Origin of the sequence: Sulfitobacter mediterraneus, from assembly GCF_016801775.1 — a bacterium.
In the GTDB taxonomy this organism is placed as follows: domain Bacteria; phylum Pseudomonadota; class Alphaproteobacteria; order Rhodobacterales; family Rhodobacteraceae; genus Sulfitobacter; species Sulfitobacter mediterraneus_A.
The window spans coordinates 210415-227732 of record NZ_CP069004.1; the positions used below are offsets into that span (position 1 = coordinate 210415).

At 59.3% G+C, this 17318-nt stretch carries 16 protein-coding genes and 1 tRNA gene; 6 read left to right on the forward strand and 11 right to left on the reverse strand.

Features of this window, described 5'->3' with window-relative positions; genetic code table 11:
- Window positions 1-44 precede the first annotated feature (44 nt).
- Window positions 45-3467, reverse strand: coding sequence for a bifunctional proline dehydrogenase/L-glutamate gamma-semialdehyde dehydrogenase PutA (gene putA / locus JNX03_RS00950; RefSeq protein WP_203210625.1), 3423 nt, complete (start codon window positions 3465-3467; stop codon window positions 45-47).
- A gap of 111 nt (window positions 3468-3578) precedes the next feature.
- Between putA and JNX03_RS00955 the strand changes: the two genes are divergently transcribed.
- The 3 genes from JNX03_RS00955 to JNX03_RS00965 all read left to right on the forward strand — a co-directional run bounded on the left by JNX03_RS00955 (window position 3579) and on the right by JNX03_RS00965 (window position 4787).
- On the forward strand, window positions 3579-4055 hold the full coding sequence (locus JNX03_RS00955) for an Lrp/AsnC family transcriptional regulator (RefSeq protein WP_203210626.1): 477 nt from the start codon (window positions 3579-3581) through the stop codon (window positions 4053-4055).
- A gap of 46 nt (window positions 4056-4101) precedes the next feature.
- The gene (locus tag JNX03_RS00960; protein WP_231024108.1) at window positions 4102-4653 is read left to right on the forward strand and encodes a tetratricopeptide repeat protein; all 552 of its coding nucleotides are present in this window, start codon (window positions 4102-4104) and stop codon (window positions 4651-4653) included.
- A 47-nt stretch (window positions 4654-4700) separates the two neighbouring features.
- Window positions 4701-4787 (forward strand) — tRNA-Leu (locus JNX03_RS00965).
- Between the two features lie 329 nt (window positions 4788-5116).
- On the opposite strand, the gene arsH is transcribed toward JNX03_RS00965, so the two are convergent.
- Together arsH and JNX03_RS00975 are read right to left on the reverse strand one after the other, a co-directional pair.
- On the reverse strand, window positions 5117-5827 hold the full coding sequence (gene arsH, locus JNX03_RS00970; protein WP_203212084.1) for an arsenical resistance protein ArsH: 711 nt from the start codon (window positions 5825-5827) through the stop codon (window positions 5117-5119).
- Window positions 5828-5901: 74 nt separating this feature from the next.
- Window positions 5902-6567, reverse strand: a complete 666-nt coding sequence (locus JNX03_RS00975; RefSeq protein ID WP_203210627.1) for an aquaporin — start codon at window positions 6565-6567, stop codon at window positions 5902-5904.
- Between the two features lie 205 nt (window positions 6568-6772).
- Here JNX03_RS00975 and JNX03_RS00980 point away from each other — a divergent pair, with 205 nt between their 5' ends.
- Window positions 6773-7114, forward strand: coding sequence for an ArsR/SmtB family transcription factor (locus tag JNX03_RS00980; protein ID WP_203210628.1), 342 nt, complete (start codon window positions 6773-6775; stop codon window positions 7112-7114).
- Between the two features lie 31 nt (window positions 7115-7145).
- On the opposite strand, the gene JNX03_RS00985 is transcribed toward JNX03_RS00980, so the two are convergent.
- Genes JNX03_RS00985 through JNX03_RS01000 form a run of 4 tightly spaced genes read right to left on the reverse strand, consistent with a single transcriptional unit; the run spans window position 7146 to window position 11316 of the window.
- Entirely contained in the window at window positions 7146-8243 is a 1098-nt protein-coding gene (locus tag JNX03_RS00985) for an ABC transporter ATP-binding protein (protein ID WP_203210629.1), read from the reverse strand.
- Window positions 8244-8247: 4 nt separating this feature from the next.
- A complete protein-coding gene (locus tag JNX03_RS00990) occupies window positions 8248-9147 on the reverse strand; it encodes a carbohydrate ABC transporter permease (protein ID WP_203210630.1) in 900 nt (299 codons plus the stop codon).
- Window positions 9140-10012 (reverse strand): carbohydrate ABC transporter permease, encoded by an 873-nt coding sequence (locus JNX03_RS00995; RefSeq protein WP_025046707.1) that lies wholly within the window; start codon window positions 10010-10012, stop codon window positions 9140-9142. The genes JNX03_RS00990 and JNX03_RS00995 overlap by 8 nt, the downstream gene beginning before the upstream one ends.
- A 59-nt stretch (window positions 10013-10071) precedes the next feature.
- Entirely contained in the window at window positions 10072-11316 is a 1245-nt protein-coding gene (locus JNX03_RS01000) for an ABC transporter substrate-binding protein (RefSeq protein WP_203210631.1), read from the reverse strand.
- A gap of 224 nt (window positions 11317-11540) precedes the next feature.
- Here JNX03_RS01000 and JNX03_RS01005 point away from each other — a divergent pair, with 224 nt between their 5' ends.
- Window positions 11541-12278 (forward strand): response regulator transcription factor, encoded by a 738-nt coding sequence (locus JNX03_RS01005; protein WP_203210632.1) that lies wholly within the window; start codon window positions 11541-11543, stop codon window positions 12276-12278.
- Complete coding sequence (locus JNX03_RS01010; protein ID WP_331000440.1) at window positions 12275-13723, forward strand: sensor histidine kinase; 1449 nt, start codon at window positions 12275-12277, stop codon at window positions 13721-13723. The genes JNX03_RS01005 and JNX03_RS01010 overlap by 4 nt, the downstream gene beginning before the upstream one ends.
- 4 nt (window positions 13724-13727) lie before the next feature.
- Here the strand turns inward: JNX03_RS01010 and JNX03_RS01015 are convergent, their stop codons facing one another.
- The 4 genes from JNX03_RS01015 to JNX03_RS01030 form a co-directional block, all read right to left on the reverse strand.
- Window positions 13728-14873 (reverse strand): M24 family metallopeptidase, encoded by a 1146-nt coding sequence (locus JNX03_RS01015; RefSeq protein WP_203210633.1) that lies wholly within the window; start codon window positions 14871-14873, stop codon window positions 13728-13730.
- A gap of 11 nt (window positions 14874-14884) precedes the next feature.
- Window positions 14885-16021 (reverse strand): amidohydrolase, encoded by a 1137-nt coding sequence (locus JNX03_RS01020; RefSeq protein WP_203212086.1) that lies wholly within the window; start codon window positions 16019-16021, stop codon window positions 14885-14887.
- Between the two features lie 66 nt (window positions 16022-16087).
- Window positions 16088-16600, reverse strand: a complete 513-nt coding sequence (locus JNX03_RS01025) for a GFA family protein (RefSeq protein WP_203210634.1) — start codon at window positions 16598-16600, stop codon at window positions 16088-16090.
- 87 nt (window positions 16601-16687) lie between these two features.
- Complete coding sequence (locus JNX03_RS01030; RefSeq protein ID WP_409202389.1) at window positions 16688-17284, reverse strand: LuxR C-terminal-related transcriptional regulator; 597 nt, start codon at window positions 17282-17284, stop codon at window positions 16688-16690.
- Between the last annotated feature and the right edge of the window lie 34 nt (window positions 17285-17318).

Below are 17318 nucleotides of genomic sequence, written 5' to 3' on the forward strand. Positions count from 1 at the left end.
GCATCCGTAGAAAGGGCCGGGCGTGTTTGCCCGGCCCGGGCCGTTTAGGTCACCGCGCCCAGCAAGGCCGCGTTGCCACCAGAAGCAGTGGTGTCCACGCAAACGTGGCGCTCAGCCCGCACGCGTGCAGTGTCAGGCAGGCCGCGGATCAGGGGCAGGATCGGGCCGTTGCGCCGCGCCAGCGCCTGTTCGATCTGCCGTGCGATTTCTTCATCGCCCCACCACAGAACGCCGCCGTAGGCAGGGCCGTCTGTCAACGCCGTTGGATCGATACTGCCACTGGCCTGCACGGCAACGCCGCCGAGCGCCCTGACCGCGCGGGCCTGTTCGGCAGCGACATCCGCCCCTGGCCCCATACAAAGCAGTGCGGGGCGGGGCAGGGTGGATAGGCGATTGGATTCGCCGGTCGGCCCCGGCATCGAGAGTGTCTCAATCGGCTGGACCGGACCATGAGCTGGCAGCGGTGGGAGTGCGTCTTGGGTGCCATCCCATTTCCCATCGACGGTTTTCAGATCCGGAGCCGAGAACCGGGGCAGGTAATTTGGCCCGCCCGCCTTGGGGCCGGTGCCAGAAAGCCCCTCGCCGCCAAAGGGTTGGCTGCCGACAATCGCGCCGATCTGGTTGCGGTTGATGTAGATATTGCCCGCCTCAACCCGTTCGGAGACATGTTGCACCCGATCATCAATGCGCGTGTGCAATCCAAAGGTCAGCCCATAGCCGGTGCCATTGATCGCGTCGATCACGTCATCCAGTTCATGCGATTTGAATGTGGCAAGATGCAGAACCGGACCAAAAATCTCACGCTCCAGATCGCCAATGCCGTTTACCCGGATGATGGTCGGTGCAACGAAGGTGCCGGCTTTCGGCGCGTCAATTTCGGCCAGAACACGGCCTTCACTGCGGGCAGATTCGATGTGGTCGGCAATGCCTTTGCGGGCCTGTTCGTCAATCACGGGGCCGACATCCGTGCGCAGCTGCCATGGATCGCCCATAGTGAGCGCCTTCATCGCGCCGATCAGCATTTTTGTCAGATCATCGGCAATGTCTTCCTGAACATAAAGACAACGCAAAGCCGAACACCGCTGCCCTGCGGATTGGAATGCGCTTTCGACAATTGCCTGCACGGCCTGTTCGGGCAGGGCAGTGCTGTCCACGATCATCGCATTCAGCCCTCCGGTCTCGGCGATCAAAGGGGTGCCGGGGGCGCAATGTTCGGCCATCGCCGCGCGGATGCGCATCGCGGTGGCGGTCGATCCGGTAAAGGTCACGCCGCCGATGCGCGGGTCTGAAGTCAGCGCTGCGCCCACAGCGCCGCCGCCGGGCAGCAATTGCAAGGCATTGCGCGGCACGCCCGCCTTGTGCAGCAGCGACACGGTGACATGGGCCACCAGCGGAGTTTGCTCCGCCGGTTTGGCCAAAACCGCATTGCCCGCCGCCAAGGCCGCCGAGACCTGCCCGACAAAGATCGCCATCGGAAAGTTCCACGGTGAGATGCAGGTGAAGATGCCCGCAGGCGGCATATTGGTGGCTTGTCCGGCATAATAGCGCAAAAAATCAACGCCTTCGCGCAATTCGGCGACACAATCGGGCAGGCCTTTTCCGGCCTCTCGTGCCAGCAGCGCAAAAATCTCGCCATAGTTTTCTTCGATCAAAGTGGCGGCTTTGAGCAGCACATCCCGGCGGGTCGCCAAGGGCGCATCCCAAGGCGCGGCGTGATCAAGGGCGGTCGCAACATCGGCAGCGGAAGCATTGCGAACAGTGCCCGGCGAGAGTTCGGGATCGGCGGGACTGACCACAGCGACAGCAGCATCAGGGGCCGCCTTGGCCGCCAGCAGCGGGGCAGCGTCCCACTGCTTGTCTGCAAACGGGCCCCGGGCCTCTTCGATGGCCTGCAAGGTCGGTGTATGGGCCAGATCAAACCCGATGGCATTGCCGCGCTGGGGCAAAAAGACCTCTGGACCTTTCGGGATCACCATGCTGGCCTGACCAAGCGTTTCAAACGGATCGGCCGCGACGACCTCTGGCGGGACATCCTCATCGACGATCTGGTTCACAAAACTGGAGTTCGCGCCGTTTTCCAACAAACGCCGCACCAGATAGGCCAGCAAATCGCGATGCGCACCCACGGGGGCGTAGATGCGGCAGCGCGTGCCGTTTTGGTCCAGAACCAAGTTGTGCAGCGTCTCGCCCATGCCGTGCAAGCGTTGGAATTCAAATGCTTCCTTGTCCTGTGCCATTTTGAGGACGGCGCAAACCGTATGGGCGTTGTGGGTGGCGAACTGGGGATAAATCCGGTCCGTCATGCCAAGCAGTTTACGGGCGTTGGCGATATAGCTGACATCGGTCGCGGCCTTCTCGGTAAAGACCGGAAAACCATCAATCCCTTCGACCTGCGCCCGCTTGATCTCGGTGTCCCAATAGGCGCCCTTGACCAAACGTACCATGATCCGGCGGTCATGCCGCTCTGCCATATCATAAAGTGCGTCAATCACCCGGCCTGCACGCGGGCCAAAGGCCTGTACCACAACGCCAAATCCGTCCCAGCCCGCCAGGGCCGGTTCGGACATCACGCGGTCAATCACCTCCAGCGACAGGGCAAGGCGGTCGGCCTCTTCGGCATCGACATTCAGACCCATGCCCGCCGATTTCGCGAGCAGCGCCAGCGCCCGCAAACGCGGCACCAGATCACGCATCACCGCATCATGCTGCGCCACCTCGTACCGGGGGTGCAGGGCGCTGAGTTTGACTGAAATACCGGGGTTCTTGCGAATATCCTCGTCCGTACAGGCCGTGGCAATCGCCGAAATCGCGCGGCTGTAGCTCAGGTGATAACGTTTTGCATCCGCCTCGGTCCGGGCCGCTTCGCCCAGCATGTCATAGCTGTAGGTATAGCCCTTTTTCTCCATCCCCTTGGCGCGGGTCATGGCGGCGTTGATGTCCTCACCCAGCACAAACTGGCGGCCCATTTCCTTCATCGCGCGGGACACGGCGGTGCGGATCACCGGCTCGCCCAGACGTTTGATCGCGGCGCGCAGATGGCGCACGGGTCCGGGCTGATCGTCGTCCAGCACACGGCCAGTCAACATCAGCGCCCAGGTGGAGGCATTCACCAAACTTGAGGTCGAATGCCCCATATGGCGGCCCCAGTCAGAGGGCGCGATCTTGTCTTCGATCAGCGCATCGATGGTATCGGCATCGGGCACCCGCAAAAGCGCCTCGGCCAGACACATCAGGGCGACGCCTTCATCCGTGGACAGACCATATTCGGCCAGAAACACCTCCATCATACCGGGGGCCGTGGCCCCGCGAATACCGCGGACAAGAGCAGCGGCATCCGCGCTGATTTCTGCGCGGGTGTCTGCGGACAGATCAGCAGTGCGGATCAATTCCGGCAAGACCTGTTCAGGATCGGCATAGGTGCCTTGATCAATCATCAAGCTCAGCGGGGAAGCGACGTCATGGGCCATTGGAAACTCCAGTCAGAAGGGATTTATCGTAAGTACACTGGATCTGGCGGGCTGACTGACTTAGTTTATGCACAATCAAGGTCGAATAGACTGAAATTTTGGAGATACGCGATGCAAAGTGGAAAGGTCAATTTGGATCGCTTCGACTCGGCGATCCTTGCCGTTTTGGGGCAGGACGGCCGGATACCTGTTACGGAACTGGCCAAGCGCATCGGCTTGTCGAAGTCCCCGACGCAGGCGCGGCTGCGGCGGCTCGAGGAAAGCGGCGTGATCCAGGGCTACCGTGCCATGCTGGATCCGATCCGCCTGGGGCTGGATCACGTGGCCTTTGTGGAGGTGCGACTGGATGACACCCGCGAGGCCGCGCTGCGCAAATTCAACGCCGCCGTTCTCAAGGTGCCGGAGATTGAACAGGCGCATATGATCGCCAGCCACTTTGATTATCTGCTCAAGGTACGGACCCGCGATATGTCCGCCTACCGGCAGTTTCTGGGCGAGACAATCTCGGCCCTGCCGCATGTCTCCAACACCTCGACCTATGTGGCGATGGAGGTGGTCAAGGGCACGATGCTGACGGACGGCACTTGACGGAACTGCGCCGGGCGCTCTTTATTACAGGATGATCCGGCTTCGTTTGCTCCCTTCTTTCGTGATCGCCCTTTGGGCGGGACCGCTGTTTGCTGAGTGTCCTGCACCCGCCGACACCCGCTCGGAACTGCTTGATCTTTTTGCCGATGCACAATCGGCACAGACCTTTACCGATGGTCGGCGAGCATCGCTGGCGATGTGGCAGGTTTGGCTGCGGGCCCCGGATGAAGCCGCCCAAGAGGTGCTGGATGCCGGGATGCGCAAACGCGATTCTTATGATTTTCTCGGAGCGCTGGCGGCTTTTGACCGGCTGGTTGCCTATTGTCCCGACTACGCCGAAGGGTTCAACCAACGGGCCTATATCCATTTCCTGCGGCAGGACTACGCCAAGGCGTTGGTTGATCTCGATGCCGCGCTGGCGTTGCAGCCTTTACACGTCGCGGCGCAATCGGGCAGGGCGCTGACATTGATGAACCTGGGCCAACTTCCTGCGGCCCGCGAACAGCTGCTGGAGGCGGTCAAGAACAATCCCTGGCTGTCCGAAGCGGCGCTTTTGGCGAAGGGCGCACCACTTGGACCGCAGGGTGAGGATCTATAGGCATTTACACCGCCCGCCGCATGACTATTGTGCGCCCATCACCCGGCGCGGGCGTGATGGAATGGTAGACATACCAGACTTAAAATCTGTTGGGGCGTAGCCCCGTGTGGGTTCGAGTCCCACCGCCCGCACCACAGTTCCTTTGCGCAGCAAAGGGACCACCCCTCTCGAAATGGTGCGCTGGGCGGCAGTCGATCTGAAAGAGCGATGAGAGCTTCGACAGTTCTAGCTTCGTCCCACCGCCCCCACCAAAGCCTCTTCCAAAGAAAGATGCCGAAACGACCGGATCAGTTGAATGCGGCAGTTGCTCGGCAGGAGCAATGAGAGCATCTGCTTCCAGATTTGTCCGCCCTTCCGCACCACCGTCACTTTCTTGCAATACCAAAAGCTGATGCATGGCTGTCGTTGTGCAAGAACGATAAGAGCATTGGCGACAAACTTCACCTCACCCCGATCTGCCCGATCACCCCGCCCGTTGATTGACCCGTTTGATCAAGGCCGCGCCGGTTTCCTTGCGTTCGCTGTAGCGTTCCACCAGATAATCCGCCCGTCCCCGCGTCAGAAGGGTGAATTTGACCAATTCTTCCATGACATCCACCATCCGGTCGTAGTTGGGCGATGGCTTCATCCGGTCATTGTCGTCGAATTCCAGAAAAGCCTTGGGCGTTGAGGATTGGTTGGGAATCGTCAACAGGCGCATCCAGCGGCCCAAGATCCGTAACTGGTTCACCGCGTTGAAGCTTTGCGAGCCGCCGTTGACTTGCATCACTGCCAGCGTTTTGCCCTGTGTCGGTCGAACGGCGCCCAGCGACAGCGGGATCCAGTCGATCTGCGCCTTCATGATCGCCGTCATCGCCCCGTGCCGTTCGGGGGAGCACCAAACCATGCCCTCGCTCCAACTGACCAGATCGCGCAATTCCTGAACTTTGGCATGGTCGGCCTCGGTCTCATCGGGCAGAGGCAAACCGCGCGGGTCAAAGGTTTTGGTCTCGGCGCCAAAAAGGTTCAACACGCGGGCGGCTTCTTCGGTCATCAGCCGGCTGAAGGACCGCTTTCGCAGGGAGCCATAGAGCAACAGTATCCGTGGAGCATGGTCGGATTGATCGGTTTCGAACAACCTGCCGGTGTCGATGGCGCGAAAGTGGTCCGTTTCGATGTTCGGGGTGTCGGTCATTGTGTCGTCTTTCGGTTTCATTGGCCTCATACCGCTGTGGGCAAGGACCGATCTCAATAGGGAGGGGACTGCAGCTATGCCGCCTCGTCGGAGTTCAACAGCCACCCGAAAAACAGGGTCGCCAAAACGGCCGCAATCAGCTGCACCGCGATGAACGCGGCCACATCCACAGGGGCGATCCCGGCAAACGTGTCTGAAAATCCGCGTGCGATGGTCACCGCCGGATTGGCAAAGGAGGTGGAGGAGGTAAACCAATAGGCCGCCGTGATATAAAGGCCAACCGCCATCGGAACCGCGGCGGGTTTCGCTTTGATACAGGCCAAAATGGTGCCAACCAGACCAAAGGTGGCAACAAATTCACCCGCCCATTGGCCGGTCCCGCTGCGTATGGTGGCGGAGGGATCAATCAGCGGATGTTCAAACATCACATGTGCGGCAAGGACACCGATGATGCCTCCAAACACCTGCGCAACCACATAAAGCGCGGCATCTCCCTTGGTGATTTCGCGGCGCATGACAAAGCTCAACGTAACCGCAGGGTTGAAATGTGCGCCGGAGATCGGGCCGAAAATGGTGATCAAAACCACCAAGATAGCCCCCGTCGGGATGGTGTTTCCCAATAGCGCAATGGCGATATTCCCGTCCGCCAACCGCTCCGCCATGATGCCCGATCCAATGACCGTCGCCAAAAGCGAAAACGTGCCCAACCATTCTGCCATCAACCGGCGTTCAAGTGTCATTCTGTGTCTCCAGTAAGGGCTGCTGCGATGGCGCCGCCGCCGAAATGTTCCGATTGCCCCATGCAAATGCACAGTGCGATATACGGCCAGGGCACTGGCCATTTGTTGCTTCTTTCTTACTCAATTCGGTAAATGCCGAAGTAACTCTGGGCTAAGTCAGGCTTTGTATCTTGTCAAGCTTCGATATTTCGGGCATTACCGAATAATGAAGCAAGACACCGCCATCGAGGCCTTTGCCGCCCTTGCGCAGCCGACGCGGATCGAGGCATTCCGTCTTTTGGTCAGGGTTGGGCCGAAAGGCTTGCCCGCACTGGAAATCTCGCGGCAATTGGGGACAAAACCCTCAACCCTGTCGGGGCATCTGGCCATTCTGAAACGGGCAGGGGTGTTGTCCGCGACCCGCCATCAGCGCGAAATCCACTATTCGGCCAATCTGGCCAGAGTGAATGCGCTTGTGCAGTTTCTGATCGCCGATTGTTGTGGCGGGAAGATCGAAAACTGCTCAGAAATTGTTGCCCTGCTTGAGTGCCAAGGCACGGATTGCTAGACGGTCCGGCGGGCCAAAGCTATCTGCCAGATCAGTTCAACCGCAGCCCCGTGTCCGGCGCGAAATACGACACTTTGCCAAGGTCGAAGGCCAGCCGTTGTGCATTGCCGGGGGCGGCGTTGGTTTCGGAATGCAGACGTGCGGTGACATGTTTCCCGCCAAGTTGCATAACGGCATAGGTGTCCGCGCCCGCAGGTTCCACGATATCAATCAGGCACTCGGCCTCCTGCACATGGGCCCCCGACCGCATCGCCGCATCACCGATGTCCTCGGGGCGTACCCCCAAAATGACATCCTCGGGCAGATCGCGGTTCTTGGTGTCGGTCAGCACAATCGGATCACCGCGATCCTGGGCGATTTGGATGTCGGTGCCGTTGCCATTGGCGCGGGCTTTGGCCGGGATCAGGTTCATCGCAGGGCTGCCCATGAAATCCGCCACAAAGAGATTGGCCGGGCGATTGTAGATCTCTGCGGGGGTGCCGATCTGCTGGATCACGCCGCCTTTCATGACCACGATTTTGGTCGCCAGCGTCATCGCTTCAATCTGGTCATGGGTCACATAAACCATGGAGGCGCCAAGCCGTTGGTGCAGCTGCTTGATCTCGGTGCGCATCTCGACACGCAGTTTGGCGTCAAGGTTCGACAGGGGTTCGTCAAACAAGAACAGCTTGGGATCACGCACCAGGGCACGGCCCATGGCGACCCGCTGACGCTGACCGCCCGACAGCTGGCCGGGCTTTCGCTTGAGCAGGTTCTCGATCTGGAGCTGCTGCGCCACATGGGCAAGCTTTTGGTCCTGCGTCGCCTGATCCACGCCGCGCACTTTCATGCCAAAGGTGATGTTCTTGGCAACTGTCATTGTGGGGTAGAGCGCATAGGACTGGAACACCATCGCGATATCGCGGTCTTTGGGGCTGACATCGGTCATGTCCTGCCCGCCAATGTGCAGTGATCCGCCGGTGATTGGCTCAAGCCCTGCGATGCAATTGAGCAAGGTGGATTTGCCACAACCGGACGGGCCAACCAGGACAAGGAAATCGCCCTGTTCGATCTCTACGTTGATGTCTTTGAGGATCTCGACGGATCCGTAGTTTTTGAAAAGATGTTCGATTTTCAGGATGTTGGCCATGGGATTATCCTTTCACGGATCCGGCGGTCAGACCGCGGACGAAATATTTGCCGGCAACGACATAAACAAGCAGGGTCGGCAACGCGGCGATGATCGCGGCGGCCATATCGACGTTGTATTCTTTGACGCCGGTGGTGGAATTGACGATGTTGTTAAGCGCGACCGTCACAGGCTGGGTTCCGGCCTGACTGAAGGACACACCAAACAGGAAGTCATTCCAGATCTGTGTGAACTGCCAGATCACGGTCACAACGATGATTGGCAGCGACAGCGGCAGGAAGATCGACCAGAAGATGCGGAAAAATCCTGCGCCGTCCACTTTGGCAGCCTTTGTCAGATCCGCCGGGATAGACACGTAATAATTGCGGAAAAACAAGGTGGTGAAGCCCAGCCCATAGATCACATGGACAAAGATCAAACCCGGAATAGTTCCGGCAATTCCCATCATCCCCAACACCCGCGCCATTGGCAGGAGAACCACCTGAAACGGGATGAAGCAGCCAAACAACATCAGCGAAAAGATGATATTTGCGCCGCGAAACCGCCATTGCGCCACGACATAGCCGTTCATCGCGCCCAATAGGGTTGAGATGGCCACGCCGGGAATGGCGATCAGGACAGAGTTCCAGAAATACGGCCGCACCCCTTCGCATTGGATGCCGGTGCAGGCTGTGGACCACGCGGTGCGCCATGCTTCGAATGTCACTTCGCGGGGCAGGGAAATCAGATCACCTGTCCGAATTTCATCCAGACTTTTCAGCGAGGTGGTGATCATGACGAACAGTGGCAGCAGATAGAACAGCGCAAACAGGCACAGCAGCGTATACAGCGACCAGCGCAGGGCGACTTTGCCCTTCTGGCTTTGCCCCGCGAGGGAGGCAGCGGAGACAGACAGATCAGCCATCTTTGGACCTCAATTCCGAATAAAGGTAGGGAACCACAATCGCAAACACGACCAGCATCATGATCATCGCGGAGCTGGCCGCCTGACCGATATCGCCGCGCGAGAACGCCATGGCATACATATAGGTCGCGGGCAGATCGGTGGCATAGCCGGGGCCGCCGCCTGTGAGCGCGATAACCAGATCAAAGCTTTTGATCGCAAGGTGCGACAGCACGATGAACGCGGACAGGAAAATCGGGGCCATCGAAGGGATGATAATCGCGGTATAGACACGCCATGTGGGGATGCCATCGACCTGCGCAGCCTTGATGATCTCTTCGTCCACGGACCGCAGGCCCGCCAAGAACAGCGCCATCACAAAACCCGAGCTTTGCCAGATCGCGGCCAGCACAATGGTGTAGATCGCCATGTCCGGATCAACCAGCCAATCGAAGGTGAAATCTTCGAACCCCCAGCCGCGCACCATGGCTTGCAGGCCCAAACCGGGGTTCAAGATCCATTTCCACGCGGTGCCGGTGACAATCATCGAAAGTGCCATTGGGTAAAGATAAATCGTTCGGATCGCGCCTTCGGTGCGGATGTTTTGATCCAGCAGGATCGCCAGCACCAGCCCAAGGATCATCGCGATCACAATGAACAGGGTGCCAAATATGAAAAGATTGCCAAAGGCCGTGTCCCAGCGCGGCGATGCAAACAGCCGGTCATACTGGATAAACCCTTCGATCTCGTACTTGGGCAGCAGCCGCGAGCGCGTCATCGAAACCCATGCTGTCCAGGCGATAAAGCCATAGACGAACACGAGAATGGCAATGAAAGAGGGCGCCAGCACCAGTTTGGGTGTGTTTTCTTCAAGCCATTTTGTCATGAACGTTATCCCCCCGGAAAATCTGCCGCCCCGGCCAATGGGCGGGGCGGCAGCGTGGTTTACATGCTGTTTGCAACAGCCTCGGCCAACATCTGAACCGCATCCGCAGAGGACATGTCAGAGTTGAAATGTGCGGTCACAACGTCGGTGATCGCTCCGGCCTGTGCGCCGCGCAGGGCCATGCCGTGCGCATAGCTGGGCAAGAGCGACCCGTTCTCAGAGCTGGCTGCCATATCTGCCGCAGACAGGACCGCGCAGCTGTCAAACTCGTCCAGTGGCACGTCCGTGCGTGCAGGGATCGAGCCTTTGTTCAGGTTGAACACCTTTTGGAAGTTCTTGCCGACGACCAGCTCGGCCAGCAGGGCTTGACCCGCCTGTTTGTCCGCGCCGCCCACTTCGAACATCGCAAAGCTGTCGACGTTGTAGAGGAAACCGTCACCGGGGGTGGAGGCACAGAGGAAATCCTCGCCGGGCGCTTTGCCCGCTGCCATAAACTCGCCCTTCGCCCAGTCGCCCATGATCTGAAACGCCGCTTCGCCGTTCATTACCATGGCTGTGGCCAGGTTCCAGTCACGGCCAGAGAAGTTCGGATCAACATAGCCGCGCATTTTGCGCATCTGGTCGAAGGTGGCGACCATCGCATCAGAGGTCAGCGTATCTTTGTCCAGCTCGACAAAGGCCTTGTGAAACCCTTCGGCGCCCAGAATGCCAAGCGCGACAGCCTCAAACACTGTCGCGTCCTGCCAGGCCTGACCGCCATGGGCCAGTGGAATGATCCCCGCCGCTTGCAGCTTGTCTGCGGCGGCGTTGAACGCGTCCCAGCTGGTTGGCATTTCGATGCCATTGGCCTCAAGCACATTTGCATTGGCCCAGATCCAATCCACGCGGTGGACGTTCACAGGGGCCGCACACCAGGTGCCCTCGCATTTCATGTGGCCCGCAATAGAGGCTGGCAAAACGGCCTCCCAATTGTTGGCCTCGGCAACGGCAGAGATATCGGCCAGCACGCCTTCTTCGTACCATTCCTGAATGGCAGGGCCTTTCAGCTGTACGGCAGTGGGCGCATTGCCCGACAGAACCCGCGCCCGCAAAGCGGTCATCGCGGCATCACCGCCGCCGCCTGCCACTGGCATGTCCGTCCAGGTGCCGCCATTCGCGGCAAACTCTTCTTGCAACACGGCAACGGACTTGGCCTCACCGCCGGATGTCCAGTAATGCAGCACCTCGGCTTGCGGTTCGGCAAAGGCCGCGCCGGATGTGCCCAGTGCGACACCGCAGGCAATACCCAAAGCATAGGATTTCATGTGTGTTTCCTCCCAGAATTATCCGCAATAGCGGTCATGATGGCGCAAGTCTGTGGGAATGGCGGCCCGCCATGCAATCCACTTATAGCGGCTCAAGGGCGCAAAACGGCATTTAAACGGCGGCCCCGTTACCAGTTGTTACAAAGCCCTCGATTTTGTTGCATTGTGTTACATGAATTGGATCACCGGCGGTCAGAACGGCCCGCCACACAGGAGAGACAAAGGTGACAATCCCCCGGATTCTTGTGGTTGATGACGATCAGGACGTGCGCCAGATGGTGACGCAATTCCTGCGCCAGAACGGTGCGATGGCCCTGCCTGCGGGGACCGAAACGGAAGTGCGCAAACATCTCGGTGGCGGGCGGGTGGATCTGATCTTGCTTGATGTGATGCTGGGGGATGAAAACGGTCTTGAGATCTGTGCGAGGTTGCGCAGTGAACAGGACGTACCGATCATCATTGTCTCGGCCCTGTCAGCCGATCATCAGCGCATGGAAGGCTATGAGGTTGGCGCGGATGATTACATCGCCAAACCGTTCAATCCTGATCTGCTGCTGGCGCGGGTCAAGGCCGTGCTGTCACGGGCGCGGCGGTCGTCGTCCTTGGTCCATCGGCGCAATACCAAGACTTTTGAATTTCACGGTTGGGTCTACAACGCCAAACGCGGCGAGGTTCTGTCGCCAGCGGGTATTCAGGTCACCCTGTCACGGCGCGAGCTGGCTTTGCTGCAAACACTGGTGGCCAATCCGCATATCCCCTTGACCCGCGAAGAGATCGCCGCCGCGCTGGATGTGACGGGCGAGGCGGGCCAGACAGCCGATGCCACGGGCCGCGCCATTGATGTGCTGGTGGGGCGGCTTCGGTCCAAGATTGAGAACAACCCCAAAGACCCGCAAATCCTGCGCACTGAACGCGGGGTCGGCTATGTCTTTGTGGCGGATGTTACGGTGCAGGACCAGTGAAGGCTTTGCACAGCCTTCGCGCCATTGTCAGCGCCTTGGTGCTGGCGGCCTTTGTATCGGCAGCAATGGCTGTGGGCCTTTGGATGCAATCGACCCAAAACTGGAAATCCCATCTGGCAAAGGCGCAACTGGCGGGGACAACCCTTTATTATGCGATGCAAAACGGCACCGCCCCGCCCGAAGGCGTCCGCGTCACGCCCTTGTCAGCGGTGGATCAAAGCCACGCAGAGGCCGGGGCCTTTCACCAGATCAGTGGTGCACCCAATGGAGCGCGGATCACCAATGTGCCGATCCTTGCAGATGCCCTGAACCGCACCACCAGCAAACCGCTGATGCTGGCGATCCTGTCGCCTGACTTGACCTATCGTTTGGCCGGACTGCCACACCGCGACGGGCAAACAGCGGCGGAAACCACAGGCGCGGTGCTGCGGCTCTTGGCCTCTTATTGCAGCGATCCTGTGGTGGTGGCCCAGATGGGGCAGGCGCCCTGGGTGCGGATCGAGGGTGCACCCGTCTGGGGCTGCGATGCGGCGCCTGCGGACCTGCGCCTGCCTGCGGTTCTCTTTGCCATTGTCGCTTTCGGCATTCTGATAACCATTGCCCTCAACCAATCCTCCGACTTCGCCCGCTTTGCCGCGCAGTTGCGGGATCGCCGCCGGGTGGGCGGGCCAGCGAGCTATGATCTGCCCGGTCCGCAAGAGCTTCAGGACATTGTTGCGGCGGTGAACAGCTATCTAGAGGCGGAACGGGAGCAACTGGCCAATCGGGCTGCGGTTTTGTCAGGTGTCAGTCATGACCTTGGCACACCTGCCACACGGCTGCGGCTGCGCACGGCGCTTATTGGCGATCCCGAACTGCGCGGCAAACTGGACGCGGACATCGACAGCATGACCGGCATGATCGAAAGCGTTCTGACCTACACCCGCGCCGAGATGAACGTGGAGGAGCCGCGCAAGCTGTCGCTGAATGCGCTGATCGATGCGGTGGTGACGGACTATCAAGATATGGGCCGCGCCGTCAGTTTTCGCGCCGCACAGGATGTGGTGATGCAGGGGGGCGGCTCGGTGTTCATGTCCCGTCAGGGGCAAAGCGTGATGGCAGGAGATCGCCAGATCACGGTCACAGGCCGCCCGATTGCCCTGCAACGGGCGATGGCCAATCTGATCGACAATGCACTGAAATACGGGCGGCGGGCGACGGTTTCGTTTGAGGCAGACGCAGACACCGCAACGATCATTGTCGAGGATGAAGGCTCCGACAGTTCCGCCAAGGACATCGAGGCATTGCTGGCCCCGTTTCAACGGGGCGACAATACTGCCACGATTGATGGCTATGGTCTTGGTCTAACGATCGTCTCCACCATCGCCCAATTGCATGGCGGAGCATTGTCGTTTGAAGACACGGCTGTTGGCGTCTCGGCGCGGTTGATGATCAAGCGCGGGTAGAGGCCTACAACACCACATCGTCGAGCGCTTTGGAGTGGTCCGTGATCTGTTCAAACCCGTCTTCGGTGATAATAAAACTGTCACCAACCTGTGCCCTGAAATGATCGGTGTTCACCGACCCGTCCACGGCCAGAACCATGCCGGGCTGCAGGATCGTGGTATCACCCGTCACCAGTTGTGGATCTTCAAGATAGCTAAACCCCGTCGCGCGGCCACAGCGGAACGGATACTCATAGCCCGCCGTCTGGATCACCTCGGCATAGGCGGCATGCACAGTCTCTGCCGTTACGCCGGGGCGCAAGATTTTGAGCGCGGCCTTTTGGCTGGCCACGGCAACATCATAGATTGGAATCTGCCGCGCATCCGCAACCTCGCCAATCCAGAAGGTCCGGTCAAAGCCCAGCTTGAAGCGGTGAAAATTGGTCATGCCGCAAAAGCAAAGAAACACCGGCTCTCCGCGCCGCATCACGCGGGTTGAGGCACGGTGGTGGGTTTTTGTGATCTGATCCCCAGAGGCCATGATCTGCAGGAAATGGGTGTTGGGGGACATGTCGGCGTCCTCATAATGCGCGGCCAGCAGTTGCGCGGCCTTCCGCGTGCCCGCCTGTGAGGTTGCGATGGCCACCTCAAATTCTGGTACACCGTCTCCGATGGCGTCCCGTCCCGCCTGCATCATCGCATTGGCGACTTGCCCGGCATGGCGGGCCAGCTGCAATTCGGCGGGGGATTTGATCATCCGCATCTTTGACAGGATCGGCGTGGCATCCACCACCATTTGCGCCCCTGCGAGGTCATCCACAAAACGGCGGACAGCGGGCGGCATATGCGCGGTTTCAAGCGCAATCTTTCGGGCTCCTTTCAAAGCGGCGGGAAGTTCGGCCCGCCATTCTGCGCCAGCCCCATCATTCCATGGGGCGATCCTGTCCACCTGCGCCGCATTTTGGGCCGCGACATAGTCAATGGTCGGGGTGATAAGAACGCTTGACCCGTCACGCAGCACAACCAAAATCGTCGGGCGGCCAAATTCCATATGCAAATAGTCGTAATAGCCGGTCAGGTAATAGACGCTGTCCTCATCCGTGATCAGCGCCACATCCAAACCCGCCTCGGTCATCCTTGTGCGAAAGGTCTCAAGGTTGCGTTGGAACATCGGCTTTCCCTTCATGTCTGGGCGGGCAGTCGGCTGCGCACAAGCTGCGCCCAAAACGCCGCGCCAATGGGCAACAGATCATCGTTGAAATCGTAATCCGATGCATGCAGCGGGCGGCCATTTGCGCCTTCAGTTCCATTGCCCAACAACAAAAAGCACCCCGGAATGGCGGCACTGAAATGGGCGAAGTCCTCGGAAAAGCTCATCGGTTCGCGGTTTCCGATCACGTTAAGTCCCAAGGCTCGCCCTGCCTCCAAAGCAGCCTCTACCGGTTCGGGTGCATTCACCGTTTCAATAAATTCCGTGTTGAACGCCACAGTCACTTCAACGCCATGTGCCATGCCGATCCCCTTGGCGATCTGGTCCATCAATGCTGCGACGGCTTTCCTGTCCTCACCGGACCGGGCACGCACATCCCCCTTCAGAACCGCAGATCCGGGCAACACGTTGCGCTGACCATTTGTCAGAAACTCTGTCACCGAAACCACCACACCAGCGCCGGGTGCCAGTTTGCGCGATACGATGGTTTGCAGCGCCAGCACGATCTCTGATCCGATAGTGATGCTGTCGCGCCCCGCCTGCGGCATCGACGCATGACCGCCCTGACCTTGGATGGTGACTTCAAACAGGCTTTCGCTGGAACAGATCAGGCCGGGACGGGTGGAGAGTTGCCCAAGCGGCGCGCCGGGCAGATTGTGAATGGCGTAGATCTCCTGAACTGGAAACCGTTCGAGCACCCCTTCATTTATCATGGCGTTGGCGCCCAGCCCGTGCTCTTCGTTGGGCTGAAAAATCAGGACCACTGTGCCATCAAAACCATCATTGCCAGCCAGATCTGCCGCTGCCCCCAGAAGCATCGACATATGCCCGTCATGGCCGCAGGCATGCATTTTGCCAGGGGTCTGGGATGGGTAGTCGTGCAAACTGGTCTCTAGAATGGGCAAGGCATCCATATCGGCCCGCAGGGCGATGGCGCGATTGCCGGTGCCGCGCTTGAGGATACCAATAATGCCCGCGCCGCGATGCACTTCGATCCCGAGATCCGTCAAAATCTCGGCCACTTTGTCCTTGGTTTGGTCTTCTTCGAAGCCGAGTTCGGGATTGCGATGAAAATGCCGCCGCAATTGGCGCAGATCTTTTGGCGTCATGGCATGGCTTTCCTGCAGTGTGCCGCGCAAGCCTAACCGCAAGCGCAGGCCGCGGGGAAGGGCAAACTAGGGGGCAGGGGTGCCCGCCATCTTGTGCAGAACCGCCCGCCGTGTGAGGCTTTCTGGGCTCCATACATCTTTGATGACGAAGTATTCCTCAAAGGCAGGCGCATCCTGCGGCAACACCACCCACGGCTGTTTTGTTGAGGTGAAAATATGCACATCGGGCGGAAAGGCGTCAGGATTATCAAGGGTGCCAACCCGGATAAACCGCACCAATTGACCCAAACCGCCGCGCATCGCCAGATATTTGCTCCATAGTGTGACCTGACACTGCGGACACTTTGAAAACAACTGTCCGATGCCGCTTTGCGAGGGTACCAAAATATCGGCCACGTCACCCTTGGTGACCGTCACCCGGTCCGCTTCGATCAATGCATTCACCGCCAACGCGCCGCCACTTTCGCGCTGGCACCAACGGCAGTGACATCCGTGGACAATCATTGGAGTGCTGCTGATCTCATAGCGGACATGCCCGCAGGCGCATCCGCCCTGAAAGGGGCCATTTTGTGCGGTCATGATGTGATCCTTAAATGTTTCTGTCCCTCACTCTGTCAGCTCGGTGAGCATGGACCAGATCACACTAGGGCAAGAGGTCAGCCGCGCCTAGCGTCCAACAACATGCACAGAATCCACCTCGCCCAGCGATTGCAGCAGACTGCTGGTGTTGGCGACGCCGAATTTCTTGAGCAGTTTGGCGCGGTAAATCTCGACCGTTCTATGAGAGATATCCAGCTTGATGGCGATCTCTTTGCTGGTCAGGCCAAGCGCAAGAAAAGAGACAATCTCGCGCTCGCGGCGGGTCAGGGGCTTGTAGGGGCGCACCTCGGACAGATCCGCGAAACTCCACACCGCGCGGCCCAAGGGCGCGTCTGGGGTAAAGGAATGGCCGCGCACCCGGCACCAGAACAGGCTGCCGTCCTTGCGTGCCATGATCCGCTCGTCCCAATAGTGGTTGGTGGTTTGCAGCTCTTTCACACCGCGGTCGCGGATATTGGCGAACTCCTCGTCCGATGGATAGAGAACCGCAAAAACTTGATCGCGCAAGTCCTTGATTTCGTATCCGAACATGCTGGCAAATGTAAGGTTGCAATCGCGGATCACGCGGTTTTCCGTAACCACCAGACCCACAGGCGCATAAAGATAGGCCAGCTCTGCGAACTGCCCTTCTCGAAAGCTGTCGTCTATACGTGTTTCCACAATATTGCGCCCAATCGCACGACCTGAAACATTTCCA